This is a genomic window from Nonomuraea sp. NPDC001699 (assembly GCF_053596455.1).
The window spans coordinates 1-23,637 of sequence record NZ_JBSFGF010000043.1 but is presented as its reverse complement, the minus strand read 5'-3'; the positions used below and the strand labels follow the sequence as shown (position 1 = coordinate 23,637).

Below are 23,637 nucleotides of genomic sequence, written 5' to 3'. Positions count from 1 at the left end.
CACCTGAGCCTGTGGAGGCTTCATGTCACGTGCGCCCATGTGGCGCGCGCTGGCGGCGCTGGCCGTCATCGCGACCTCGATCATCCTGTCCCTCACCGCCACGCCACGCCTCGGCCTCGACCTGCGCGGCGGTACCCAGCTCGTCTTCGAGGCCAGAGACTCCCCGACGGTCCAGGCCGACTCCTCGGCCACCGACCGCGCCCTCGACGTGCTCCGCCGCCGGGCGGACGCGCTGGGGGTCGTCGATCCCACCCTGGTCCGCTCCGGCGAGAAGCGGATCATCGTCGAGCTGCCCGGCGTGCTCGACCCCAGCAAGGCGGCCGAGGTCATCGGCCGTACCGCCCAGCTCGCCTTCCACCCGGTCACCGGCCCGGCCAAGGACGGCGACGCCACCGCGCTGCCCGACGAGAGCGGCCGCCCGCTCGCGCTCGGCCCGGCGGCGATCAGCGGCGACGGCGTCAGCGACGCCGCCGAGCGCAGCGACCCGCAGCAGGGGCCCGGCTGGTGGGTCACGGTGGACTTCCGCGACGCCGACGCCTGGCAGCAGATGACCGGCGCGGCCGCCTGCCAGCCGGAGGGCGACCCGAGGCGGCGCGTCGCCATCGTGCTCGACAAGAAGATCATCTCCTCGCCGCAGCTCGACCCGTCCGTCGCGTGCGGGACCGGCATCCCCGGCGGCAGCACCCAGATCACCGGGTCCTTCACCCACGAGGAGGCCCGCGACCTGGCCGTGCTGATCAAGGGCGGCGCGCTGCCCGTGCCGCTCGACCTGGTCGAGCAGCGGACGGTCGGCCCCACGCTGGGCGAGGCCGCCGTCGAGGCCAGCGTCAAGGCCGCGATCGTCGGGCTGGTGCTGACCGCCCTGTTCATCATCGCGGTCTACCGCCTGTCCGGCCTGCTGGCCGCCATCGCGCTGATGTGCTACGGCCTGATCTCCTACGCCGCGCTGGTCGCGATGGGCGCGACCTTCACGCTGCCCGGACTGGCCGGGTTCGTGCTGGCGATCGGCATGGCGGTCGACGCCAACGTGCTCGTCTTCGAACGCGCCAGGGAGGAGTACGGCCTGGCCCCGGCACGCGGGCTCGCGCCGGCGCTCAACCGGGGGTTCAAGAACGCCTGGAGCGCCATCGCCGACTCCAACGTCACCACGCTCATCGCCGCCGGGCTGCTGTTCTGGCTGGCCTCCGGGCCGGTCAAGGGGTTCGGCGTGACGCTGGCGATCGGCGTGCTGGCCTCGCTGGTGTCGGCCATGCTGATCACCCGCGTGCTCACCCAGGCCGTCGCCGCGCGGATCGGGCCGCGCCTGTCGGGCCTCGCCTCGCCCGGCGCCGTCAGGACGTGGCTGGCCCGCCGGAACCCGCAGCTCATGAAGGCCAGGAAGGTGTGGCTGGCGGTCGCGGGCGGCCTGGCCGTCGCGGCGCTGGCCGGGCTGTTCACCCGCGGGCTGGACTTCGGGGTCGAGTTCACCGGCGGCCGGCTCGTGGAGTTCGGCACGTCCAGGCCGGTCGAGGCCGACACGGCCCGGCGGCTGGTGAGCGAGGCCGGGTATCCGGGCGCGGTCGTGCAGGCCACCGGCGACGGCGTGGCCGTACGCGCGGGGCAGCTCGACCCGGCCAAGGTCCAGGCCGCGCTGGAGGGGCAGGCCGGCGAGGTGACCAAGCGGCGTGACGAGTTCATCGGCCCCACGCTGGGCGAGGAGCTGCGCCGCAACGCCGTCATCGCGCTCGGCGTGGCCGTGGCGGCCCAGCTCGTCTACCTGGCGGTGCGGTTCCGGTGGACGTTCGGCACGGCGACCGTGCTGGCGCTGCTGGTGGACCTGGCCGTGGTGATCGGGCTGTTCGCCTGGCTCGGCAAGCCGGTGGACGGCGTGTTCCTGGCCGCGATGCTGACCGTGGTCGGCTACTCGGTCAACGACAAGGTGGTGGTGTTCGACCGGGTGCGGGAGCTGTGGGCCGCCCGCCGCACCGCGCCGCTGGCCGAGGCGGTGAACACGGCGATCCTGCAGACCGTGCCGCGGACCGTCAACACCGGGCTCGGCGCGCTGTTCGTCCTGGTCGCGCTGGCCGTCTTCGGCGGCGACTCGCTGCGTGACTTCGCGATCGCGCTGGTCACCGGGATCGTCGTGGGCACGCTGACCTCGTCGTTCGTGGCGGGCCCGGCGGCCATCGGCCTGGCCAGGTATGACCGCCGTCCGGCACCCCAGCCGCCCGCGCCCAAGGCCGCCCGGCGGCCCCGCGAGGGCTCGGGAGCGGTGTTGTGACCGGCCGCGGGCCCGCCCCCCAGCGGGCGGGCCCGCGGTGTCCGCGTCAGAGCCGGGCGAGCCAGTCGAGGAGGATGGCGTTGACCTCGGCGGGCCGCTCCTGCTGGACCCAGTGGCCGCAGTCGTCCAGGAGACGGGAGGAGACCAGGCCCGGCAGGGTGGCGGGGAAGGCGTCGATCGCGGCGGAGAGCCATCGGGTGGTGGCGTCGTCGGCGCCGCCGACGAACAGCGAGGGCTGGGTGACGGGCGCGCCGTCGTGGGGCGCGAGGTCGGCCCAGTCGCGGTCCATGTTGCGGTAGCGGTTGAGCGCGCCGGTCAGGCCGGTGCGCTCGAACTCGGCGGCGTAGAAGTCGAGGTCGGTCTCGCTCAGCCAGCCGGGCAGCGTGCCGTCCGCCGGGAACCGGTCGCGCATCCTGCCGCCCGGGGCCACGAACAGCGGGTGGGGCGCGTCCGGGCCCGGCATGGTCCCGGCGGACAGGGCCGCGTACACGCCCGCCAGCCAGCCCCGGACGTCCGGCTCGATCTCGGCCTCGGCCCGGCCGGGCGTCTGGAAGTAGCTGACGTAGAACTCGTCCGTCCCGCCCATGGCGGCGAACACCTCGGTGGGACGCGGCCCGCCGCGCGGCGTGTACGGCACGCTGAGCATGGCGACCGCGCGGAAGACGTCCGGCCGCAGCAGGGCGCTGTGGGCCGCGATCGAGGCGCCCCAGTCGTGGCCGACGATCACCGCGGTCCGCTCGCCCAGCGCCCGCACCACCGCCACGCCGTCCTCGACCAGCTCGGTCATCCGGTACGCGGCCACGTCCGCCGGCTTGGACGAGCGGCCGTAGCCGCGCACGTCCACCGCCACCGCCCGGTACCCGGCGGCGGCCAGCGCCGGGAGCTGGTGCCGCCAGGAGTACCAGGACTCGGGGAAACCGTGCACCAGCAGCACCAGCGGCCCCTGCCCCGCCTCCACGAGATGGACGCGGCCGGCGGGGGAGGGCGCCAGGCGGTGGACGCCCTCGGCGACCGGGGTGGGCTGTGACATCGTTCCTCCACGCACGTGTGTCCTGGTCTGTCACCAGGATCATGCGCGACCCGTGCCGCGGCCCGCCAACTCCGTTGCCGTTTCGGCAAACCCTGCGCTAAAGGTCGGTGGCGATGATCTTCTCGATGTTCCGCTCGGCCAGCGCCGTGATGGTGACGAACGGGTTCACCGTGGTGTTGCCGGGGATCAGCGAACCGTCGATGACGTACAGGCCGGGGTGTCCGGCCAGGCGGCCGTAGTTGTCGGTGGCCCGGTTCAGCACCGCGCCGCCGAGCGGGTGGTAGGTGAGGTGGTCGCCCCAGATCTTGTACACGCCGAACAGGTCGGTGCGGTAGATCGTCCCCTCCTTGGAGTTGATCTTGTCGAAGATCGTCTTCGCCATGTCGATGGACGTCTGCTTCCAGGCGGTCTGCCAGCTCAGGTCCACCTTGCCGGTCGCGGCGTTCCAGGAGAACTGCGCCCGGTGCGGGGTGTTGGTGATCGACAGGTAGAACGAGGCGTACGTCTCGATCCCGGTCGGCAGCGGCGCCACCTCGGCGAACGCGCCCCCGGCCGTCCAGTTGTCGATGCCCGCGCACGGGATGGCCGACTGCAGCTTGCCGGTCGGGTCCCACAGGTGGTTGGCCCGGCCGCACATCACGTTGCCGTTGTCGCCCCAGCCCTTGCCGACCTCGTCGTTCAGGCCGGGCAGCGCGCCGGTGGCCTTCAGCCTGACCAGCAGCTTGCTGGTGCCGACGCTGCCCGCGGCGAAGAAGACCCGGGCGGCCGTGACGGTCTTGGCGGCGGTGACCGAGCCGTCGGTGGCGAGCTGGTCGATCCGGACGGTGTAGCCGCCGCCCGCCGCCGGGGCGACCGAGGTGACCCGGTGCAGCGGCGAGATCGTCACCTTGCCGGTCGCGCCCGCCCGCGCGAGGTAGGTCTTCTGCAGGGACTTCTTGCCGTGGTTGTTGCCGTACAGGATCTCGCCGGCCAGCGCCGACTGGGGGGCCGTGCCGGCCGCCTCCTGCTTCATGTAGTCCCAGTCGTACACGTCGGGCACGAAGGTGAACGGGAAGCCGGAGCGCTGGGCGTGCTTGCGGCCGACGCGGGCGTACTGGTAGCACGCGGTGGTGTCGAACCAGGCCGGGTCCACCAGGCCGACGCCGAGGCCGGAGTTGGCGCGCGGGTAATAGACGCCGTACATCTCGTCGGCGTCGACCGACGGCAGCACCGAGGCGAAGTTCTCCCGTTTGGGCGTGACGGCCATGCCGCCGTTGACCAGCGATCCGCCGCCGACGCCGCGGCCCTGGTAGACCGTGATGCCGGCGAACTCCTCGGCGTCCAGGATGCCGGTGTAGCGAGGGATGTCCCGGTCGATGGGGAAGCCGAGGAAGTAGTTGAGCGGCGCCTTGGTCCTGGTACGCAGCCAGTACGAGCGGTAGTCGGGCTCGCGCGTGTTGCAGAAGATCTTGCCGTCCGAGCCGGGCGTGTCCCAGGCCATGCCCATCTCGATCATGTGCACCTCGACGCCCGCCTGGGCCAGGCGCAGTGCGGCCACCGAGCCGCCGTACCCGGTGCCGATCACCAGGGTGGGGACGCGGGCGCCGTCCGCGATCGGGCCGGCGGCGACGGCAGCGGCGGCGGCGCGGCCGGGCAGGGCGGCGGCGCCCAGGAGGGAGGCGGTTCCGGCGATGAAGGTGCGGCGGCTGGGGTTCATGTCACGGGCCCTCGCTCGGTCGGCTGGACGGAGACTCGGTCGGTCTGACGGAGGGGGACGGGCCGCCGGTCAGCATGCAGGCCGTGTCGAGGCCCAGCACGTGGTTGAGCCGGCCGAAGGCCCACCAGGAACCGATGCTCATGCTCAGTTCCACGATCTCCTTCTCGCTGTAGTGCTCGGTCATCCGGGACCAGAACTCCTCGTCGAGCCCGTGGTGGTCCAGGGCGTACCGCTCGGCGTACTCGGCGGCGAGCCGGGTGCGCGCGTCGAAGGCGCCGGTGGTCCGCCAGCCGGCGACCGCGTCGGCGAAGCCGTCCTCGACCTTGACGCCGTCGCGCTCGGTGCGCCAGTCGAGGCAGAAGACGCATCCGTTGATCTGCGCGATGCGCAGCCGGGCCGCCTCGAACTCGCGCAGGCCCAGCGTGGTGTGGGCGTAGACGGCCATGGAGAACTTCGAGGCGGCGGTGCCGATGCCGGGGACCATCTCGCCCCAGACGTAGGCGATCGGATCCTTGCCGCCGGGAACGTCGACGATCACGGGTTCTTCCTTCCGAGCCGGCCGGACGCGGGGCGCAACGGGACGTCGAGCGCGTCGTACAGACCGGGCGGGGCGGCGGCGAGCCAGTCGACGGCGTTCACCAGCCGGCCGGCCGCGGTGGCGTTCCCGCCCGCCGAGCGGTTGCCGCCCTCGTCGGTGGCCTCGATCGTGACCTCGATGCGCGGGCTGCCCTCGACGATCACCCGGTGGGCGCCGTCGCCGCCGTCCGGCGGGAGCGGCCAGTCGGGGGCGCAGGAGGGGTGGATGCGGGTGACGTGCTCGATCACGATGCGCGGCTCACCCTCCACGACGCCCTGCACCTCGAACCGCACCGCGCCCTGGGTGCCGGCCTCGAACACGCCCATGCGGGCGGTGGTGACCGTACGGTCGAGCGGGCGCCGCTCCACGACCTCGCGGATCTCCTCCAGGGTGACGCCGAGGGCCCGCGCCATCAGCCGTACCTGGCCGCCCCACACCATCGACGGGACCGTGGGCGCGATCATCGGCGGCTCGTACTCCATCGGCTCGCCCATGCCGACCATGTACCGGACCGCGTCCGGGCGGTCGTAGCCGGAGTAGTCGAAGATCTCCTGGCAGCGGATCACGTCCACGACCGAGCCGAGGCCGCTGAGCAGCAGGGGAAGCAGGTCGTTGCCCCAGCCGGGGTCGATGCCGGAGGCGAACAGGGAGCCGCCGCCCTCCGCGACGGCGGCCAGCACCTGTTCCCGCAGCTCGGGCGGGGCGCCACGGTGGTCGTAGAGGGCGTACAGGGAGGGCGTGACGACGACGGCGCCGGCCCGGATCGCCCGTACGACGTCGGCCAGGGCGTCGTCGGGACGCAGGTCGCCGGAGGCGGCGTACACGACGGCGCGCGGGCGGGCGGCCAGGACGGCGGCGACGTCGTCCGTGGCGGTGACGCCGAGGTCGCGGCCGAGACCGGCGAGCTCCCCGGCGTCGCGGCCGACCTTGCCGGGGGAGTGCACGAGGACGGCGGCGAGACTGAGGTCGGGATGGGCCTCCACGGCCCTGATGGCGGCGCGGCCGACGTTGCCGGTACCCCACACCACGGTGGACGTCATGGGCGGAGCGTAGCAAGCGCTTGGTTTGGTGTACAGGGCCCCTCGCCGGGGGCCGTCAGCCTGTGACGGCCTTGATGAAGAGGTCTCCCGTGGCGGTCCTGAGCAGCTCGGCCTTCCCCGTGGCGGGATCGATGAGGGCCACGTCGGCGTTCCCCTCCATCGTCACCACGACGCGGCTCCCGCTGAACGCGATCCCCCTGTGCGTCGCGTCGGCGAGGTGGTCGCCCGTGAGCCGGCGGTCGCCGGACCGGTCCTTCGGGGACAGCAGCAGCAGGGTGGGGTCGTCGTAGTCGCCGCCCAGGGCCGCCACCCGTCCGTCGGCGGAGGCGGCCAGGTCCACGTCCCACGGCTCCCGCAGGGCCGTCACCGTGCGGAGGGTCCTGAGGCGGAGGTCGTAGAACCGCAGCCGGCCGCATCGCGGCGAGTACACGGCCGGCCCGGTGCGCGGGACGTACACCATGCTCTCGCCGAAGCCCCCGCAGGGCTTGCCGTCGTCGTCCCGCGGCGGCCGGAGCCGGGTCCCGCTGAGCCGGGGAGCCGTCACGTCGCGCACCACGGTGACCGCGCCGGGAGGCGGGTCGTCCCGGTCGACGGCGTCCTGGCGGCCGGGGCCGTCCCGGCGCTCCTCGGTGGCGCCGATCACGAGGCCCACCCCGCCGCCGGCGAGCGGGCCGAGGGCGAGGCGGTCGCCGAAACGGTCGGCGACCTCGGAGGCGCCGGGCACGCCGGGCGTCTCCTGGGTGATCCGCCGGACGAACACGCCCTTCCTGAACAGGTAGACCGCGCCTCCCGGCCGCTCCCGCGGCGCGCCGATCGCGACCAGGTCGCCGTAGGCGGCGACGGCCTCGCCGAAGGCCGCGTCCTCCTGCGGCAGCGGCGAGACGAGCTTGCGTGGCGGGGCGGCGGCTCCGCCGTACAGGACGTAGACCCCGCCCGCCCCCCTCCGGCCGGCCACGGTGAGCGTACGGGTGCCGACGACGAGGTCGGCGCAGCGGTCGCCGTTGACGTGGGCCATGGTCACCGACCAGCCGAAGCCCTTCATCCTGTTGCCCGGCGGGGTGGGGACGTGGATGACCTTGCCCGCCGACAGCACGTGCACCCGGCCGGTGGTGCCCAGGTAGCCGAGGGCGACGTCGTCGCCGCCGTCGCCGTCGAAGTCACGGGCGCTCGCCCCCGAGCAGTCGCCGCGCTCGGGCCGCACGACCGGCGGCCGGGTCGCGACCGCCACAGACGGGACGGGGGTGGGCGCGGCCGTGGTCACCGGCACGGCGACGGGACTCGGCGCGGGGGCGGGACCGGGCGCGGAGCAGGCGGTCAGCGCCCCGGCCAGCATCACCGCCAGCGGACGGTTCGGGAACCGCATACGAGGACACCCCCTTGTCGATCACGCCATCCTTGTCGTGCCGCCGGTTCCCCGGCAACCCGCCGCCGGTCAGGTGGCGGCGTCCAGGGCGATGCCGTACAGGTGGTCCACCCGGATCCTGATGACCAGGCGGCGGCCCTTGGTCATCTCCTCCAGGAAGGCGGCCTCGTCCGCCGGGTCGGGGAAGCCGCCGGCCATCTCCAGCAGCTCGCGTCCGGTCGCGTCGCCCGGCGTGAGTGACGGCTCGGAGATCTCCGCGCGGCCTTCCGCGACGGCGTACGACAGCACGCTGTCGCCCTGGAGGTGCACCGACGCCCGCGGGTCGGCGAGCAGGTGGCGCACCTTGACGCGGCCCTCGGCCGAGGAGATGCGCAGGACGCGTTCGGCGGCGTCCCAGCGCAGGGCCATCGAGGCCAGGTGCGGACGGCCGTCGCGCTTGAGCGTGGCCAGCACGCCGAAGGGCTGGCGGGCGAGGATGTGCAGGAGTTCGTCCTCGGTGAGAGGGCGGGCGCCGGGGCCCTGTCCGGGGCCGTAGGTGCGCTCGGTCATGATGATCAGCTCCGTTTCGTGAAAGGGGTGTCAGAGGGCGGCCGGCTGCTCGGTCCGGGGCGCCTCGGCGGGCGCGGCGGACCGGGGCCGGCGCAGGACGGTCAGGGCGACCACGACGGCCGCGGCGAGCAGCCCGGCCGAGGTGGCGAAGGCCAGATGGTAACCGCCGGTCAGCGCCGCGGCCTCGGCCGCCCCGCCGGCCCGCAGCTCCTGCGTACGGGAGGCCGCCAGGGTGGTCAGGACGGCCACGCCCAGCGCCATGCCGATCTGCTGGGTGGTGTTGAACACCCCGGAGGCCAGGCCGGCGTCGTCCGCGCGGGCGGCCGACATGCCGAGCGCGGTCAGCGCCGGCAGCGCCAGCCCGCCACCCGCGATCAGCACCATGACCGGCAGCAGATCGGTGACGTAGTCGGCGTGCACCGGCACCCGCGTGAGCCAGGCCATCGCGGCCAGCAGCAGCACCAGCCCGGCCAGCAGCACGGCGGGTGTGCCGAAGCGGGCGCTCAGCCGCGCCGACACGAACAGCGACACGCCGCCGATCGCCACCGCCGCCGGGAGCATCGCCAGGCCGGTGCCGAGGGCGCCGTACCCGAGGACCTTCTGCATGTAGAGCGCGACGATGATCTGGAAGGCGAACATCGCCGACAGCGCGAGCATCTGCACGACGTTCGCCCCGGCGACGTTGCGGGAACGCAGCACGCGCAGCGGCATCAGCGGCGTGCGCGCGGTGGCCTGGCGGACGAAGAAACCGGCGAGCAGGGCCAGCGAGACCGCGCCGAACGCCAGGGTGTGCGCGGAGAGCCATCCGTGTTCCTCGACCTTGACCACGGTGTAGATGCCCAGCATCAGGCCCGAGGTGACCAGCAGCGCGCCGGCCACGTCGGCGCCCCGCGCGAGGCCGAGGCCGCGGTCGGCGGGCAGGGCGCGCAGCGCCAGTGCGATCGTCGCCAGCCCGATCGGCAGGTTGATGAAGAAGATCCAGTGCCAGCTCAGCGCGTCGGTGAGCACGCCGCCGAGCACCTGCCCGATCGACGCGCCGGCCGCGCCGGTGAAGCTGAAGACCGCGATCGCCCTGGCCCTTTCGCGCGGCTCGGTGAACAGGGTCACCAGGATGCCGAGCACGACGGCCGAGGCCATCGCGCTGCCGACGCCCTGCAGGAAGCGGGCGGCGATCAGCATGCCCTCGCTGCCCGCCGCGCCGGCCAGCAGGGACGCGCCGGTGAACACCGCGTTCCCGGCCAGGAACAACGTCCTGCGGCCCACGAGGTCGCCGAGCCGGCCGGCGAGCAGCAGCAGCCCGCCGAACGCGAGCAGGTACGCGTTGACGACCCAGCTCAGCCCGGCGGGGGAGAACCCCAGGTCGCGCTGGATGGCGGGCATGGCCACGGTGACGATGCTGCCGTCGAGGATGGTCATCAGGGCGGACGTCGACAGCACGGCCAAGGCGGTGTGCCGGGAGGTGAGGGACATGGTCGTCTCCTGTTCAAGGGGTGCAACAAGAGAGACCGTAGCAGATAGTTCCGTTGCAGACGATATGCGACGGAACTATTTAGCCGCGCGCCCTGGCCCGCCGGACCGGCTGCGGGGCCTCGACCGGGGTCTCCAGGTGGCCGGTGACCAGCCGGTTCAGGGCGCGTACCAGCACCTCCCGCTCCTGGTCGGGGATCGAGCCGAGGGCCGCGGTGTGCACGCCGTCCACGATCTCCTGGCTGCGCCGCGCCACCTGTGCGCCCTTCTCGGTCACGGCGATGATCCGGGCCCGCCGGTCGGTGCTCGACGGGCGCCGCTCGGCCAGTCCGGCCTTCTCCAGGGCGTCGACGGTCACCACCATCGTGGTCTTGTCCATGTCGCCGATCTCGGCGAGCTGGATCTGCGTGCGCTCCTCCTCCAGGGCGTGCACGAGCACGCAGTGCATGCGCGCGGTCAGCCCGAGCTCGGCCAGGGCCGCCGCCATCCGGGTGCGCAGGACGTGGCTGGTGTGGTCGAGCAGGAACGACAGGTCGTGCTCGGAGCGGGCGGGCGCCATCGAAGTCATGTCATCGAGGCTACCAAGTCATCCCGTAGCGGATTATCCGCTGAAGAACGTCCGCCCTGACGGTCTAGCGCAAGTTGATCTCACTATGTATGTTCGGACCGAAGGAAAGTTTCGTCCATGGAGGTATGGTGGGCAAGAAGTTTCACGTTCTGGCATTACCGATCGCCGTGGCCGCCCTGGCCGCAGTGGCGTCCCCCGCCCAGGCGGCGACAGGGTACGACCGCTGCCAGGAAGGCAACTACTGCCTCTTCTCCGGCCTCGACGGCACCGGGGACATCGTCCAGCTCCAGGCGAGCACGGCCAGCCTGGCCGCCCTGGGCATGGGCGATCGCGCCAAGTCCGACTGGAACCGCACCGACACGCTCATCCATCTCTACTCCGAGTCCGACTACGGCGGCTGCTCGGCCGTCACCGGCCCGCGCGGCAAGGGCAACTTCTACAGCACCTTCCGCGACTTCTTCGACTCCGTCCGCTTCGGCGGCCCCAACGGCCCCGCCTGCTCCATCGGCGGCGACGAGCTGACCATCAAGCGCGCCGCGACCGTCGACTCCCACGGCTGACCTTCGAACCCTCCGGCCGGCCCCGCCATTTCGGCGGCGGCCGGCCGTCGCCGTTCCCGGCCATCCGGCCGCCGCGGGTGAGCCGGGCGGTCAGGAGAAGGCGTCGTGGCCGGTCAGGGCGGCGGAGAGTTTCCACAGGCGGGCGGCGGAGTCGGGGTCGAGGGCCCAGGGTTTGACGCCGCCGACCAGCATGTCGTCGCCCGTCGCCGGCTCGGCGAGGTCGCAGTCCTGGCAGTAGGCGCCGCCGTGCGTCTCCAGCAGGGGTGACGTGGCCGCCCAGACCGCCGTCGCCGCGCCCTGTTCCGGGGTCTTGAAGCCGTCGGCCCGGCGTCCGCCGGAGGTGATCCAGCCCTGGGCGACCTGTTCCTCGTGGGGGATGCGGCGCTGCAGCGGGGTGAGGATGCTGCCCGGGTGCACGGCGAAGGCCCGCAGGCCGTCGGCCGCGCCGAGGGCTTCCAGATGGACGGCGAACAGGGCGTTGGCCGTCTTGGACTGCCCGTAGGCCGTCCAGTGGTCGTAGCCGTGGCGGAAGTGGAGATCGTCCCAGCGGATGTCGGACAGGAAGTGCCCGGAGGAGGAGACCGACACCACCCGGGCCCCGGCGAGCGCCGGGCGCAGCCGGTTGACCAGGGCGAAGTGGCCGAGGTGGTTGATGGCGAGATGCGCCTCCCAGCCGGGGCCGACGGGCCGGTGGGGGTAGGCCATGACGCCCGCGTTGCCGATGACGACGTCGAGGGTGCGGCCGGTCTCCAGGAACAGGTCGGCGAAGGCGCGGACGCTGCCGAGGTCGGCCAGGTCCAGCTCGCGCACCTCCGTGCGGGGGAGGTCGCGCAGCGCGTCCTTCGCCACGTCGGGACGGCGGGCGGGCACGACGACGTGCGCTCCCGCCCGTACCAGCGCGCGGGTCGCCTCCAGGCCGAGGCCCGAGTAGCCGCCGGTGATCAGGACGTTCCTGCCGGACAGGTCGACGCCGGTCAGGACGTCGTCGGCCGTGCTGTGCGCGCCGAAACCCGAGCCGATTCTGTGGTGTGTACGTGCCATACCCCCGACCGTAGAATCTAGAGTGCAATCTAGGTCAAGCTATCGGAAGGTGCCATGAGCAGGGACGCGGACCGCCTGTCCATCGGGGACGTCGCGCGGGTCACCGGGCTGGGCGTCCACGCGCTGCGCTTCTTCGAACGCGAGGAGCTGTTCCTGCGCCCGATCCCGCGTACCGCCGGCGGGCAGCGGGCCTACGACCGGGCCGACGTGGAGTGGCTGCTGCTGTGCAACCGGCTGCGCGAGAGCGGCATGCCGATCGCCACCCTCCGGAGGTTCGCCCATCTCGTGCGGTCGGGGCCGGGCAACGAGCCGGAGCGGCTGGCGCTGCTGGAGGAGCACGAACGGGCCGTCCGCGACCGGATAGCCGACCTGACGGCGAGCCTGGAGATCATCCACGGCAAGGTCGTCACCTACCGCCGGCACGTCCAGGACGGCACCGCGGCCGGCGTCTGGTCCCCGTCCCCGTAGTTCGCCGGTCCTAGGATCAAGGTTCCATGAGCCACCTGCCGACGCTGTCCGCCACCGAGATCGCCGCCGGGCGTCTCCTGCTGCGCAAGGCCCGCGACGCCGACCGTGACGGTCTCGTCGAGCTGATGACCGACCCCGAGGTGCGCGAGCACCTGGGCGGCCCGCGCCCACGCGGCGACGTCGAGCGGTTCCTCGATGCCGCCGGGACCGCCGGAGCGACGGCCGCCCCGGGCGCCTACGTCATCGCGGACCTCGTCACCGACAGGCTCCTCGGGACGCTGTCGCTCGACCGCCGGGCGGCCGGCCGTCCCGGGCACGTGACCGGCGACGGCGAGGAGCTGGAGCTGTCGTACGTGCTGCGGCGCGCCGCGTGGGGGAGCGGGTTCGCGTACGAGGCCGCGTCCGCCGCGCTGAGGGCGGCGGCGGCCGAGCTGCCCGACCAGCCGGTCGTGGTCGTCACCCGGACGGCGAACGGACGCTCCTTGAGGCTGGCCGCCCGCCTGGGCTTCCGGCCCGTCGCCACCTTCGAGGAGTTCGGCGCCGAGCAGACACTCGGCGTCGCCGCCCTGTCCGGGTTCGGGGGCTGACCTCACCGCTGCCGCGCGGCCTCCTCCGGGGCGCGCAGGCGGGCCATGATGCGGTCGAGGGCGGCCAGGTCGCCGGGGTCGAGGGCCAGCAGGGAGCGCGGCGGGCGGGCCAGGATGCGCTCGGCCTCCTCGGCGGCGGCCGTCCCCGCCGGGGTCAGGGCGACGATCTTGCTGCGGCGGTCGTCGGGGGAGACGCTGCGGGTCACGTGGCCGCGCCGCTCCAGGTCGTCGACCATCAGCGTGGTGTACGGCTTGTCGGTGGACAGCTCCGCGGTCAGCTCCCGCATGGTCATCGGCCCGGCCAGCAGGCGGCGCAGCGCCTTGACCCGGAAGAAGCTCATGCCGAGCGTCTCGGCGACCTCCTTGCGGCGGTCCTCCTGCCGCAGGACGAGGTCGTACATGGCCGCCCAGACGCGGGCCACGGCCTCCTGGCCGGAGGTGTCGGTCATGACGCGTCCGCCGTTCTGTCGGGAGCGTGGGCGAGCCGTTCGGCGGTACGGGTGGCGCTGCGGCGGGCCCAGCCGGTCGTGGTCAGGATACCGAGCAGCAGGATGGCCAGCCCGCACCCGGCGACGATCCACCAGCCGACGTGGCTGGCCGAGGGGAATCCGGCGGCGAACGGGCCGGCCACCGCCGAGGTGACCAGCGAGCCGATGACCGCGACGCCGAGCGACTGGCCGATCTGGCGGCTGGTGGAGGCCACCGCCGCGGCCACGCCGGCCTGGGCGCGCGGCATGCCGGACACGGCGGTGTTGGTGATGGGCGCGTTCAGCATGCCGAACCCCACCCCGAACAGCACGTACGCGGCCATGAGCCGCCAGGTCGGCGTGTCCGCCGCCAGCCCGGTCATGATCAGGCCGCTGGCCGTCATGGTGATCCCGGCCACCAGCAGCGGGACGCGGGGCCCGGCGTTCCCGACGATCCGGCCCGACAGCGGCGCGCAGACCACGGTCAGCCCGGCCATGGGCAGCGTGTAGAGGCCGGCGTGCAGGGCGGACAGGCCCAGCACGTCCTGGAGGTAGAGGGTGTTGACGAACAGGAACCCGCCCAGCGCGGCGAAGCCGCACACCGCGATGACGGTGGCCCCCGTGAACGGCGCGCTGCGGAAGAAGCGCAAATCGATGAGCGGGTCGGTGCGGCGCAGCTCGTACGGCGCCAGGAAGGCCAGCGCCAGCGCCGCGACCGCGAAGCAGCCCAGTGTGCGCGGCGCCCCCCAGCCGGCGGCCGGCGCCTCGATGAAGCCGTACGTCAGGGTGGCCAGCAGCACGATCACCAGCGTCTGCCCGACCGGGTCCACCCGGCGCGGACGCGGCGCGCGCGACTCGGGCACGAACAGCGCGCACAGCGCGAACGCGGCCAGCCCGACGGGGATGTTGATCCAGAAGATCGACTTCCAGCCGACCGAGTCCACCAGCATGCCGCCGACCAGCGGGCCGAGTGCCATGCTGACGCCGACGACGCCGCCCCACACGCCGATCGCCCGAGCTCGCTCGCGCGGCTCGGTGAAGGTGTTCGTGATGATCGACATGGCGACCGGGTTGAGCATCGACCCGCCGACGGCCTGCAGCGCCCGCGCCGCGATCAGCCAGCCGAGGCCGGGCGCCAGCGAGCACATGAGTGAGCCGAGCGTGAACAGCGCCAGCCCCGTCTGGAACGTGCGCCGGCGGCCGACCCGGTCGCCGGTCGAGCCGGCCAGCATGAGCAGGCTCGCCAGCACCACCGTGTAGGCGTCGATGATCCACTGGAGTCCGGACATGGAGGCGTTCAGGTCGCGCCGGATGGCGGGCAGCGCGATGTTCACGATCGTGTTGTCCAGCCCGACGATGAACAGGCTCATGCAGCAGATGGCCAGCACGAGCAGCCGCCGGCGGGGGCTGAGCGCGGACGTGGACAAGACGGGCGCCCTACTGGTTATAGGCATATAACGATTATATTCGCATAACTAAACAGATGGCCGCCGCACCCCCCGAAAAGGACGCGGCGGCCATCGCCCGATCACCGAACGTGCCGCGGACGGGCTAGCCGATGAACATCGCGGCGGCCATCGTCAGCGCGATCACCGCGTACACCGACACCTCCCCGGGCAGCAGGAGGACCGCCAGCAGGTCCACCACGACCAGCATTCCGACGACCGCCCACGTACGTGGCCTGCGCAGGATCTCCGTCAGCCGGCTCATGGCTTGTGGAACTTGAACCAGTTGGTGAACGACCAGGTCGCCTTGGGTTGTGTGGCCATGTTCCGCGCCCTCTCAGTACTTCGGTGCCCATCGGTAGTTTCACCCCCGCCTGGGCCTTGGCGAGCTCCTGGCCCGCCTTCAGGTAGCGGCCGGCGCCGCCCAGCGCCGCCCCGGTGAGCCCGGCGAAGGCCAGGCCGGTCACGCTGAACCGGTCGGAGCCCGCGTTCTGCACCGAGTAGCTCGCCATGCCGATCCCGGCCCCCAGCGCCACGCCGCACACCACGGTCACGCCGCACGCGCCCACGGCCACCGCGCCGACGACGCCGACGGCGACCGCCGCCACCGTCCGGGCCCAGCGGTCCCACCAGCCGCGCTTCTTCTTCTGCTTCTCCTTCTGCAGCGCCTCCTCGGCCTGCCTGCGCCTGGCCTGCTCCTCGGCGAGCGCGTCCGCGATGCGCTTGTTCTCGGCCATCAGCTCGGCGATGCGCTGGGCGGCGGCCGGATCGGTGTACCGCAGCATGCACGACTGGCTCGTGCACGCGCCGGGGTTGCTGGTGCCGCCGCCGCTGCGTCCGGTGCCGGCGCCGCGGCCGGAGGTCGGGCCGGGGGCGGGCGAGCTCACACTGGTGAGCTGCACCTGCGCCGGCGCCGGTGCCGGCGGCGGCTGGATGGGCCTGCCGTCGGGACGGATGCCGGCGTCCTTGCACTCCTGGCCGTCGCAGACGCGCAGGCCGGTCGGGTCGGACCAGGCGACCGGGTTGTTGCTCGCGTAGGCGTACCCGTTGATCTGTTGCGGGTCCGACAGGTCCATGACCGGGTCGGCGGAGACGAACCGGCCGGTGGCCACGTCGTACTCGCGCGCGCCCAGATGGGTCAGGCCCGTCGAGTCGTCCACGGTGCCGCCGACGAACCCCTTCTGACTCGGCCAGGACGCCGGCGCGGCGCCCCGGGACCCGCCGTAGGGGGTGGTGGACCTGCGGCTGTAGGCCAGCGTGGTGGCGTTGACCACCAGCTCCTCGGTGTCGTGCCGGTCGCCGAGCAGGTAGTTGACCTTGCCGTCGCCGGTACGCACCACCGTGGCCTGCGGGCCCTCGTAGTAGCGGGTGCCGCTCACCTTGCCCCCGGCCAGGGTCAGCTCCTGCCCGTCGAGGTAGAGGGTGACCGAGCCGGGGTCGCGGCGGATGAGCCGGTTGCCGTCGGCGTCGGCGACGAAGGTGCTCGTCCGGCCCGCGACCGCGGACGCGACGATCAACGAGCTTCCCCTCGACGCCCCCGGCCACGTGCCGTGGTGGCCGGAGCCTTGTCCCAACACGAACCTGTTCGCCGTCCTGGTCCATGTACTCGGCGAGTCCAACCGGCATGCCGGGCACGCCGACATCCTGCGCGAGGGCCTCGACGGCCGGACCGGGGTGCGCCCCGAACACGAGAAGCAGATCGACGAGGAAGCCCGTGCGGCCCACTGCGCGAAGATCGAACTGGCCGCCGCGGCGGCCGCACCCATCAAGGCTTGACCACGATCGCGCCGCTGTGGCCCCGTCAAGGGTGGGGGCCACGGTTCACCTCCGCCCCCCACCAGCAAGATCACTTAAGCGCCAAACCCTCATTCCGCCCACTATCGTTCACGGCCCATGCGATCAGAAGCATGCTCGGTGTCAGCGCAGTGCCGTCGCGAAGACAAGGCGGTTGGCACTGGTGTAGCCGTGTTCGCGTTCGGACCATGCGATGCGGGAGGTGATCTGTTCGGGACCGGCCAGGTGGCTGGAGTCGGTCAGGCGTTCTGCCCACCAGCGGGCGTTGCGGGATTGGCGGTCGAGGATCGCATCGACGACGGCAGCACGGCGCGCGGCGGTGAGTCCGTAGGCGTCGGCGAGCACCCGCACCTGGGCGGCTTGCGCGGTGGCCGGCGGCCAGGTGGTCTTGGAGGAGATGCACCACGTCCAGGCCATGTATCCGATGTCATCGAGCGGATCACCGGGGGCGGCGGTGTCGAAGTCGATGAAGGCGACGGGGAGCCCAGCTCGAAACACCGTGTTGTTGGGTCCAGGGTCGTGATGGCAGACGACGGGGTGCTCCCCGGTGAGTCCGCTGTTGCGGGTGGCGTCGTGCAACGAGCGAAGAAGCGCCCCAGCTGAAGCAACTTGGGCGTCGCTCCAGCGCTGGAACCTGGCCGGGACCCAGCCGGGCAGGTAGGTGAGAACATCGCGATCGGCTTCGTCTCGTCCAAGGTAGCGCGGTGCTCCCGTGAACTGGCATTGCTCAAGGTGTGTGAGTAGTTGAGCGACGAAGGCGGAGGAGGCCGTGGCGGGCCGCCGAACGGTATCGGCGACCCGGACGACTCCTGAGGTGATGCGTCCTCCGGTCAGGGGAACCTCAGCGGGGGTCGGTCGCATCAATGAAAGGTCTCCTGTTCAACACGTCTCAAGCACAACCCCCACCCACGGCGGGCACCCGTTCCGCACCGCCAACCGATCGACCCGCGGCGCGAACAACTCGCCAGGCGCGGAGCGACCACCAAACGCCGGACGCCGGGACCAGACCGTCGTCATTCTCCGGGCCGAACCTCCTGCCGTACACGCCGCTACTGCCAACCCCGATCGCGCGCCTCCATGTCCGCTTCCAGTTGCTGTGACGGACTGTCATCCCAAGGCCGCCAGACAAGCGGTTGTCTGGAAGCAGCGAAGATGACAGTAGGGCCTGCGTTTGACCTGGGCACCGTCAGTTATATGGATATCGAAATACCCGCGTCCATGGCATCGAAGTTGACAGTATGGAGCCGAAGATCAACTGCTTTGCCCGTGCCCTCCGACAGGAGCGCGTACTTGCGGCCGGCGGACTTGGCGGTCGCGGGTTCGGCCGCGTGCGCCTGGGGGGGTGTGGGAGAGGAAAAAGGTCAGGAGTAAGGCAAGGAGCACCGAGATAGAGCGGGCTTTCGTCCTCATCCACCATCCAGCGGTCGTGGTGGCGCCGACCCGACGATCTTACGCCGGGGCTGCGGTCGCCGGATATGCCGTCCGAGGGCCGACAGCAGAACGACCTCCAGGCAGATGGTGATCAGCCCGATGACGGCACTGGTGGCTGAGGCGGGCATCATGAACGCCGTGTGGGAGACGAGGATGCCTCCGATCAGCCAGAGGCGATGGCTGTCGGCCCAGTCGCCCGACCGCCGCCAGCGCAGGACCAGCCAGCCGAACGGGATCGCGGTCATCGCCCCGGCGAACAGCCGAAGTGGCGGCGACATCATGTCGCCGAACAGCAGGTCCGGTCCGAGACCGAGCGGCAGCAGCGTGGTCAGGAAGGCCATCGTCAGATACCCCGCGACGATCCCGACCACGAAGGGCCGTGGGGCCCGCCGGTCGCCTCGGACCCCGTCCGGCGACCGGCGCCGGGGCAGCACGCGCAGGGCCGGCCAGGCCAGCAGCGCGATGATCAGCAGGTAGGCGACGGTCCATCCCCACGGGGTCTGATCGCCGGGGTCCTCGGTGGCCGAGATGACGACTCTCAGCCCGAGCACACCGGCTACGGCCAAGGCGCCGGTGACGATGAACCCGCCGGTGCGCAGATAGCTCTGATCGCGCAGGCGTGGGAAGAGCAGGTTGGTGATCGCGACGGGCAGGAGCACGCTGAGCACGACGTGGACGCCGATCTGCGACTCCCAGTAGGTCCAGTTGATGCCGAGGGCGCGCAGGCCCCAGTCGGCGGCGCCGTACATGTGCGGGCTGGTCAGGGCCTGCAGGCCGAGTCCGTCCTCGGCTACCTGATAGGCCAGGCCGAGCACCACCAGGCTGGTCCATCCGCCGCCGGCCCGCGCGACCGCCTCGCGGACGAGCAGGACGCCGGCGCCGTACATCACCAGCAACAGCGGCAGGAGCAGCCAGGTGAACGGGACGGGGACCGCTGAGAACGTCAGCGGCGCGCAGAACATCGTCATCAGCGCCAAGGTCCACGCGGCGCGCAGGCGGCCGCGGCCGGGCCGGGAGCGGCCCGGCCGGATGTCCGTGCGCGTCGCTTGCCCTGCCCGTACGCGCTGATCACCGGTCATGGGCGCCGACCAGTCCCTGAATGTCGATCTTGGTCATGGCGTGCAGGGCGGTGAGGACGCGTTCGGCGGCCTCCGGTTCGGCGCCTTGGAGGAGCTCCCGCAGGGCCGTGGGCATGACCTGCCAGGTCACCCCGAAACGATCGACCAGGGAGCCACCCGGCCCCTCTTCGCCGCCATCGGCGAGGCCCGCCCAGAGGGTGTCCACCTCCTCCTGGCCGTCGCACTCCACGTACATCGACAGGGCCCTGGTGAAGGGGTACCGGGACCCACCGTTGTGAGCGATGTAACGCTGACCGGCCATGTGGAAGACGACTGTCATGACGCGACCGTCCGCGGTGCGCTCGATGTCGATGATCCCGGAATCGGCGAACAGTGCTGTGTAGGAGGTGGCCGCGGCTTCGGCTTGGCCGTCGAACCACAGGAAGGTGCTGACGCGCATGGTGCTCTCCTTCAGTGCTTGATGGACCGGTGGGGTGCCGGATCGGCGTAGTCGTCGAGCGCGACGGTGTCGGCCACCGACTCCAGACCTCGGCTGACCAGGCGTTTGGGCAGGTAGCGCACGAGTCGTACGGACTGGTTCCGCAGCCACATCTGTGCCCGCGTGTCCGGCATCAGGCCACCGTCGCCGGCGGTCCGGGCGAAGTGCTGGGCCCGGTCGACGAACTCGCGCATGCCCCTCTCGTACGCGGCATAGGCCACCCGCTGGTCGCCCCCGGCCTTGAACAGTTCACCGGCGAGCACGTAGGCGCCGACCAGGGCGAGGCTGGTGCCGATACCGGACATGGGAGAGGCGCAGAAGGCGGAGTCCCCCACCAGCACGGTCCGGCGGGTGGACCAGGTGCCGACCTGCACCTGCTCGACCCGGTCGAAGTAGAAGTCGGACGCGTCCCAGATCTGCGGCAGGAAAGCGGGGACCTCCCATCCCGCGTGCTCGAAGGTGCGCGCGACGACTTGCTTCTGCGCGGCGACGTCTCGCCGGTCGAACTCGAGCCCGGGGGCACGGAAGAAGAACCCCGCGAGGGCCCTGCCCGGCTCGGTCAGCGGACGCAGGCCCGCTGTTCTGCCGGCACGACCGTCACCACCGTGCATGGTGTACATGAGTTGCCAGCCGTCCAGATCCACCTCGGACGTGACGGAGAAGAGCGCGATGAAGGAGCCGAGGTCGCGGACGTAACGGTCCTCGGGGCCGAACGTCAGCCGGCGCACGCTGGAATGGACGCCGTCCGCGCCGACGAGCAGATCGAACCGCCTGGAGACTCCCTTCTCGAATGCCACTGTGATGCCGTCCTCGTCCTGCAGCACGTCGGTGATCGCGTCGTCGAAGACGTACTCGACGTCGTCGCGGATCGCGTCGTGCAGGATCCGGGCCAGGTCGGTGCGCAGGAGCGCCCACTCGGCGACCGGCCCGCCGGACGGTCCGAACACGTCGGTGCCCAGGCTCGCCACCCGCTTGCCGCTTTCGTCGATGAAGGCCATGCCGCGGGCTCCGGTGCGAGCGTGGCGGACCTGCGGAACGAGGCCCATGCGTTCGATCACCTGCCGCGCGGTGCCCCGGATGTCGACGGCGTGACCGCCCGTGCGAGGCGCCGGCGCACGCTCCACCACCGTCGGCCGGAATCCGTACCGGCGTAGCCAGTACGCCAGAGCCGCCCCGGCGATGCCGCCCCCTGACACGAGGATGTCCCTGTTCTTCATTCGCCCTTCCCCACGTTGTGACTACGGCGTATCTTCGCCTTTGCGTACACCGTATGGGCGCGGTGAGGGCCTGAAAGCACTTTCGCGAGCTAAAGTGAACTAGTGCAAGCGACAAAGTGAACTAGTACGCTATACCTGTCATGTCCCTGTCGGACCGGAGGATCACGTGCCATCGACGCAGCGCCCGGAGCCGCCCTACCGGGCGATCGTCGCGGAGATCCGCTCCTGGATCGACGGCGGCGATCTCCGCCCCGGCGACCGAGTGCCGTCCATCCGGGCCATCGCGCAGCGGTGGGGCGTCGCGATCGCGACCGCGACCAAGGTGACGGCCGCTCTGCGCGAGGAGGGCCTCGTCGAGACGAAGGGCGGTTCGGGCACAGTGGTCAGCCCCCAGGCCGGCCGTCGGCCCGCTCGCCCGCAGCACCGCGACACCACGGCCGCGCGACAGGCCGAATCGGCCGACCAGGAGATGCTCCGGACGCGCATCCTCCGCGCCGCCGTCGACCTCGCCGACACCGAGGGGCTGCACGCGCTGTCGATGCGCCGGCTCGCGGCCAAGCTGGAGCTCGGGCCGATGTCCCTGTACCGGTATGTCTCCGGAAAGGAGGAACTGCTGGTCCAGATGGCCGACATCGTGTTCGGCGACCTCGATCTGCCCGAGCGCGGACCGCAGGGGTGGCGCGCCAAGCTCGAACTGGTCGCCCGTCAGCAATGGCGGCTCTGCCGGCGGCACGTGTGGCTGCCCCATGTCGTCTCGTTCACCCGGCCCGTTCTGGCCCCCAACATGATGGCCCACACCGAGTGGACCCTGCGGGCGCTCGAGGAGCTCCATCTCCCCATGGACGTCCGGTTCCAGGAGACGCTCACCCTGCACGCGCTCGTCGTCACCGTCGGGCTGTCCAAGTCAGCCGAGGCCGAGGCCGAGCGGAACACGGGCATGACCTTGCAGCGCTGGTCGGAAGCCGAGCGCTCGCGCCGGCAGGAGCTCCTCGCCGACGGAAGGTTCCCCCTCCTGGCGACGATCTCGGGCGATGCGGCGCCCGATCTGGACGTCTTGTTCGAGTACGGCCTGGCCCGCCATCTGGACGGATTCGCGGCCCTGGTCGGCGACCAGGGCTCCTAGGCACGAGCCCATCTGTGAACGTGTTCAGCCGCCGAGGCGATCGCGGTCGCCGTACGGCCTCCTCGGGCCTGGTTGCAGATGAGCACCGCCACCGTCTACACCCACCGCTTCGACGCGCCCAACGGCGAGGCGACCGGCGTGCTCGGTGGCGCCGAAGCGGGCGTACCGGGCTACTGGGCCTACAGCGTTGAGATCGCGAAAGCGTGGGAGCGGGCGCAGGAGCAGGCCGAAACCCCGCACACGCGCGAGGTCGGCATGCGCGCCGCCATGGTGATGAGCCCCGACCGCGGCGGTGTCTTCGACGTCCTGCTGCGGCTCGCGCCTCGGACTCGGCGGCCCGGTCGCGGGAGGCGCGCAGTACGTGTCCTGGATCCCACTCGCGGCTCTCTGCCCGGCGGACTGACTCCTTGTCGCCCGCGCGGACGCCTGCCAGGGCCACGGCCGAGCCGTCAAACATCTCCAGATGCATCCCACGCACGACCTCGGAGTTCACACCTGTAGCAGCCCCGATCGCCCTGCACGTTTCCGGCGTCGTGACAACGCCGTACGCCAGTGAACGGACATCGCTTACGTGCGTGCATCCAGCCCCAACGCCTCGGCGATCGTCCACGGCGGGCATCCGTTCCGTAGAGCCATCCGATCCACCCACGACGCGAACGACTCGCCGGATGCCGGTGTCACCACCAACGCCAGCCGCCGGAGCAAGACCGTCACCATCTCCCGGGCCGGACCTCCTGCCGTACACGCGCCTACTGACAACTCCGATGGCCTGCTGCCAGGTCCGCTGACATCCCCCGTGCCGTTCTGACATCTGCAAGCGCGCCAGACAGGTGGTTGTCTGGACGCAGCGAAGATGACAGTGGGACCTGCGCCTGACCTGGGCACTGTCACTTCGATGGATTTCGAAACACCGGCGTTTGCGTCATCGAAGTTGACAGTACCCGGCCGAAGATCAACTGTCTGAACGTGTGCGGACGTCTCCAATCCCCGCCTTCGTCGCGATGACCTCGGCCACCTGCTTCGGGAGGACGGCGGAGGTGTCGACTACCTGCGCTTCGCGCCGCAGCCAGGGAAGGGCTTTTTGATATTGCGGAAGGTGCTCCAGCCGCCACTGCCGGGCGCCGGCCTCGGTGAGGTCGGTCTCGATGCGGTGGGCAAGGGTGTCACTGTCGGTGTGCAGCAGGAAGTGCCGGAGGGGAATGCCAGCCTTGTCCAGGCCAGTACGAATCTCCGTCCAGTACTTCTCGATCAGGACCGTCTGGGGGATGACGAGCACTCCACCGAGATAGTCCAGCAGGTGGGGGTTTCGCCGCAACCACTTCGTCCCGGTGCCCGAGGTCGCCTCCCTGGCCGAGCTGAACGCGATGGTCGAGCGTTGGGATGAGGAAGATGAGGCC

General features: G+C 71.7%; 22 protein-coding genes and 1 pseudogene. 6 read left to right on the top strand and 17 right to left on the bottom strand.

What is annotated here, in order from left to right; translation table 11 throughout:
- Positions 1 to 22: 22 nt before the first annotated feature.
- Entirely contained in the window at positions 23 to 2,260 is a 2,238-nt protein-coding gene (gene secD / locus ACWCSU_RS50625) for a protein translocase subunit SecD (protein ID WP_449944359.1), read from the top strand.
- Between the two features lie 46 nt (positions 2,261 to 2,306).
- Here secD and ACWCSU_RS50620 read toward each other — a convergent pair whose 3' ends face one another.
- The 8 genes from ACWCSU_RS50620 to ACWCSU_RS50585 all read right to left on the bottom strand — a co-directional run bounded on the left by ACWCSU_RS50620 (position 2,307) and on the right by ACWCSU_RS50585 (position 10,550).
- The gene (locus ACWCSU_RS50620) at positions 2,307 to 3,290 is read right to left on the bottom strand and encodes an alpha/beta fold hydrolase (RefSeq protein WP_449944356.1); all 984 of its coding nucleotides are present in this window, start codon (positions 3,288 to 3,290) and stop codon (positions 2,307 to 2,309) included.
- A 97-nt stretch (positions 3,291 to 3,387) separates the two neighbouring features.
- Entirely contained in the window at positions 3,388 to 4,986 is a 1,599-nt protein-coding gene (locus ACWCSU_RS50615) for a GMC oxidoreductase (RefSeq protein WP_449944353.1), read from the bottom strand.
- Between the two features lies 1 nt (position 4,987).
- Positions 4,988 to 5,524: a carboxymuconolactone decarboxylase family protein gene (locus tag ACWCSU_RS50610; RefSeq protein ID WP_357709537.1), complete on the bottom strand. Its 537-nt coding sequence runs from the start codon at positions 5,522 to 5,524 to the stop codon at positions 4,988 to 4,990.
- Complete coding sequence (locus ACWCSU_RS50605; RefSeq protein WP_357709534.1) at positions 5,521 to 6,603, bottom strand: NAD(P)H-dependent amine dehydrogenase family protein; 1,083 nt, start codon at positions 6,601 to 6,603, stop codon at positions 5,521 to 5,523. Before ACWCSU_RS50605 ends, ACWCSU_RS50610 begins: the two co-directional genes overlap by 4 nt.
- A 55-nt stretch (positions 6,604 to 6,658) precedes the next feature.
- Positions 6,659 to 7,966 (bottom strand): hypothetical protein, encoded by a 1,308-nt coding sequence (locus ACWCSU_RS50600; protein WP_449944349.1) that lies wholly within the window; start codon positions 7,964 to 7,966, stop codon positions 6,659 to 6,661.
- A gap of 69 nt (positions 7,967 to 8,035) precedes the next feature.
- A complete protein-coding gene (locus ACWCSU_RS50595) occupies positions 8,036 to 8,515 on the bottom strand; it encodes a TIGR03618 family F420-dependent PPOX class oxidoreductase (protein ID WP_449944347.1) in 480 nt (159 codons plus the stop codon).
- Positions 8,516 to 8,545: 30 nt separating this feature from the next.
- The gene (locus ACWCSU_RS50590; protein WP_397039674.1) at positions 8,546 to 9,985 is read right to left on the bottom strand and encodes an MFS transporter; all 1,440 of its coding nucleotides are present in this window, start codon (positions 9,983 to 9,985) and stop codon (positions 8,546 to 8,548) included.
- 79 nt (positions 9,986 to 10,064) lie between these two features.
- Positions 10,065 to 10,550: a MarR family winged helix-turn-helix transcriptional regulator gene (locus tag ACWCSU_RS50585; protein ID WP_449944343.1), complete on the bottom strand. Its 486-nt coding sequence runs from the start codon at positions 10,548 to 10,550 to the stop codon at positions 10,065 to 10,067.
- Positions 10,551 to 10,675: 125 nt separating this feature from the next.
- On the opposite strand from ACWCSU_RS50585, the gene ACWCSU_RS50580 reads away from it, so the two are divergent.
- Positions 10,676 to 11,110: a peptidase inhibitor family I36 protein gene (locus ACWCSU_RS50580; protein ID WP_364103653.1), complete on the top strand. Its 435-nt coding sequence runs from the start codon at positions 10,676 to 10,678 to the stop codon at positions 11,108 to 11,110.
- Between the two features lie 90 nt (positions 11,111 to 11,200).
- Here the strand turns inward: ACWCSU_RS50580 and ACWCSU_RS50575 are convergent, their stop codons facing one another.
- Positions 11,201 to 12,151 carry an SDR family NAD(P)-dependent oxidoreductase gene (locus ACWCSU_RS50575; RefSeq protein ID WP_449944339.1) on the bottom strand — a complete coding sequence of 317 codons (951 nt, stop codon included), beginning with the start codon at positions 12,149 to 12,151 and terminating at the stop codon, positions 11,201 to 11,203.
- A gap of 54 nt (positions 12,152 to 12,205) precedes the next feature.
- Between ACWCSU_RS50575 and ACWCSU_RS50570 the strand changes: the two genes are divergently transcribed.
- Positions 12,206 to 12,619 (top strand): MerR family transcriptional regulator, encoded by a 414-nt coding sequence (locus ACWCSU_RS50570; protein WP_364103648.1) that lies wholly within the window; start codon positions 12,206 to 12,208, stop codon positions 12,617 to 12,619.
- 26 nt (positions 12,620 to 12,645) lie between these two features.
- A complete protein-coding gene (locus tag ACWCSU_RS50565) occupies positions 12,646 to 13,206 on the top strand; it encodes a GNAT family N-acetyltransferase (RefSeq protein ID WP_449944336.1) in 561 nt (186 codons plus the stop codon).
- A gap of 2 nt (positions 13,207 to 13,208) precedes the next feature.
- Here ACWCSU_RS50565 and ACWCSU_RS50560 read toward each other — a convergent pair whose 3' ends face one another.
- From ACWCSU_RS50560 to ACWCSU_RS50550, 3 genes are all read right to left on the bottom strand, one after another.
- On the bottom strand, positions 13,209 to 13,655 hold the full coding sequence (locus tag ACWCSU_RS50560) for a MarR family winged helix-turn-helix transcriptional regulator (protein WP_357709507.1): 447 nt from the start codon (positions 13,653 to 13,655) through the stop codon (positions 13,209 to 13,211).
- Positions 13,652 to 15,127, bottom strand: a complete 1,476-nt coding sequence (locus ACWCSU_RS50555) for an MFS transporter (RefSeq protein ID WP_449944333.1) — start codon at positions 15,125 to 15,127, stop codon at positions 13,652 to 13,654. Before ACWCSU_RS50555 ends, ACWCSU_RS50560 begins: the two co-directional genes overlap by 4 nt.
- Before the next feature lie 74 nt (positions 15,128 to 15,201).
- Complete coding sequence (locus ACWCSU_RS50550; protein ID WP_449944330.1) at positions 15,202 to 16,635, bottom strand: RHS repeat-associated core domain-containing protein; 1,434 nt, start codon at positions 16,633 to 16,635, stop codon at positions 15,202 to 15,204.
- Here ACWCSU_RS50550 and ACWCSU_RS50545 point away from each other — a divergent pair.
- Entirely contained in the window at positions 16,598 to 16,894 is a 297-nt protein-coding gene (locus tag ACWCSU_RS50545; protein WP_449944327.1) for a mycothiol transferase, read from the top strand. The two genes, ACWCSU_RS50550 and ACWCSU_RS50545, sit on opposite strands and share 38 nt — an antisense overlap.
- 141 nt (positions 16,895 to 17,035) lie before the next feature.
- Here the strand turns inward: ACWCSU_RS50545 and ACWCSU_RS50540 are convergent, their stop codons facing one another.
- The 4 genes from ACWCSU_RS50540 to ACWCSU_RS50525 form a co-directional block, all read right to left on the bottom strand.
- Positions 17,036 to 17,773 (bottom strand): aminoglycoside phosphotransferase family protein, encoded by a 738-nt coding sequence (locus tag ACWCSU_RS50540; RefSeq protein WP_449944325.1) that lies wholly within the window; start codon positions 17,771 to 17,773, stop codon positions 17,036 to 17,038.
- A 545-nt stretch (positions 17,774 to 18,318) separates the two neighbouring features.
- The gene (locus tag ACWCSU_RS50535; protein ID WP_449944322.1) at positions 18,319 to 19,422 is read right to left on the bottom strand and encodes a hypothetical protein; all 1,104 of its coding nucleotides are present in this window, start codon (positions 19,420 to 19,422) and stop codon (positions 18,319 to 18,321) included.
- The gene (locus ACWCSU_RS50530) at positions 19,412 to 19,861 is read right to left on the bottom strand and encodes a VOC family protein (RefSeq protein ID WP_449944320.1); all 450 of its coding nucleotides are present in this window, start codon (positions 19,859 to 19,861) and stop codon (positions 19,412 to 19,414) included. Before ACWCSU_RS50530 ends, ACWCSU_RS50535 begins: the two co-directional genes overlap by 11 nt.
- A gap of 11 nt (positions 19,862 to 19,872) precedes the next feature.
- Entirely contained in the window at positions 19,873 to 21,117 is a 1,245-nt protein-coding gene (locus ACWCSU_RS50525) for an FAD-dependent monooxygenase (protein WP_449944317.1), read from the bottom strand.
- Positions 21,118 to 21,283: 166 nt separating this feature from the next.
- On the opposite strand from ACWCSU_RS50525, the gene ACWCSU_RS50520 reads away from it, so the two are divergent.
- On the top strand, positions 21,284 to 22,240 hold the full coding sequence (locus tag ACWCSU_RS50520) for a TetR/AcrR family transcriptional regulator C-terminal domain-containing protein (RefSeq protein ID WP_449944314.1): 957 nt from the start codon (positions 21,284 to 21,286) through the stop codon (positions 22,238 to 22,240).
- A 952-nt stretch (positions 22,241 to 23,192) separates the two neighbouring features.
- Here the strand turns inward: ACWCSU_RS50520 and ACWCSU_RS50515 are convergent.
- Positions 23,193 to 23,637: pseudogene (locus ACWCSU_RS50515) on the bottom strand (hypothetical protein); the annotation flags it as partial.

Coding starts and splice junctions, on each gene's coding strand:
- secD (WP_449944359.1), top strand. CDS start 23: ATGTCACGTGCGCCCATGTGGCGCGCGCTGGCGGCGCTGGCCGTCATC.
- ACWCSU_RS50620 (WP_449944356.1), bottom strand. CDS start 3,290: ATGTCACAGCCCACCCCGGTCGCCGAGGGCGTCCACCGCCTGGCGCCC.
- ACWCSU_RS50615 (WP_449944353.1), bottom strand. CDS start 4,986: ATGAACCCCAGCCGCCGCACCTTCATCGCCGGAACCGCCTCCCTCCTG.
- ACWCSU_RS50605 (WP_357709534.1), bottom strand. CDS start 6,603: ATGACGTCCACCGTGGTGTGGGGTACCGGCAACGTCGGCCGCGCCGCC.
- ACWCSU_RS50600 (WP_449944349.1), bottom strand. CDS start 7,966: ATGCGGTTCCCGAACCGTCCGCTGGCGGTGATGCTGGCCGGGGCGCTG.
- ACWCSU_RS50595 (WP_449944347.1), bottom strand. CDS start 8,515: ATGACCGAGCGCACCTACGGCCCCGGACAGGGCCCCGGCGCCCGCCCT.
- ACWCSU_RS50590 (WP_397039674.1), bottom strand. CDS start 9,985: ATGTCCCTCACCTCCCGGCACACCGCCTTGGCCGTGCTGTCGACGTCC.
- ACWCSU_RS50585 (WP_449944343.1), bottom strand. CDS start 10,550: ATGACTTCGATGGCGCCCGCCCGCTCCGAGCACGACCTGTCGTTCCTG.
- ACWCSU_RS50580 (WP_364103653.1), top strand. CDS start 10,676: ATGGTGGGCAAGAAGTTTCACGTTCTGGCATTACCGATCGCCGTGGCC.
- ACWCSU_RS50575 (WP_449944339.1), bottom strand. CDS start 12,151: ATGGCACGTACACACCACAGAATCGGCTCGGGTTTCGGCGCGCACAGC.
- ACWCSU_RS50570 (WP_364103648.1), top strand. CDS start 12,206: ATGAGCAGGGACGCGGACCGCCTGTCCATCGGGGACGTCGCGCGGGTC.
- ACWCSU_RS50565 (WP_449944336.1), top strand. CDS start 12,646: ATGAGCCACCTGCCGACGCTGTCCGCCACCGAGATCGCCGCCGGGCGT.
- ACWCSU_RS50560 (WP_357709507.1), bottom strand. CDS start 13,655: ATGACCGACACCTCCGGCCAGGAGGCCGTGGCCCGCGTCTGGGCGGCC.
- ACWCSU_RS50555 (WP_449944333.1), bottom strand. CDS start 15,127: ATGCCTATAACCAGTAGGGCGCCCGTCTTGTCCACGTCCGCGCTCAGC.
- ACWCSU_RS50540 (WP_449944325.1), bottom strand. CDS start 17,773: ATGCGACCGACCCCCGCTGAGGTTCCCCTGACCGGAGGACGCATCACC.
- ACWCSU_RS50535 (WP_449944322.1), bottom strand. CDS start 19,422: ATGACCGGTGATCAGCGCGTACGGGCAGGGCAAGCGACGCGCACGGAC.
- ACWCSU_RS50530 (WP_449944320.1), bottom strand. CDS start 19,861: ATGCGCGTCAGCACCTTCCTGTGGTTCGACGGCCAAGCCGAAGCCGCG.
- ACWCSU_RS50525 (WP_449944317.1), bottom strand. CDS start 21,117: ATGAAGAACAGGGACATCCTCGTGTCAGGGGGCGGCATCGCCGGGGCG.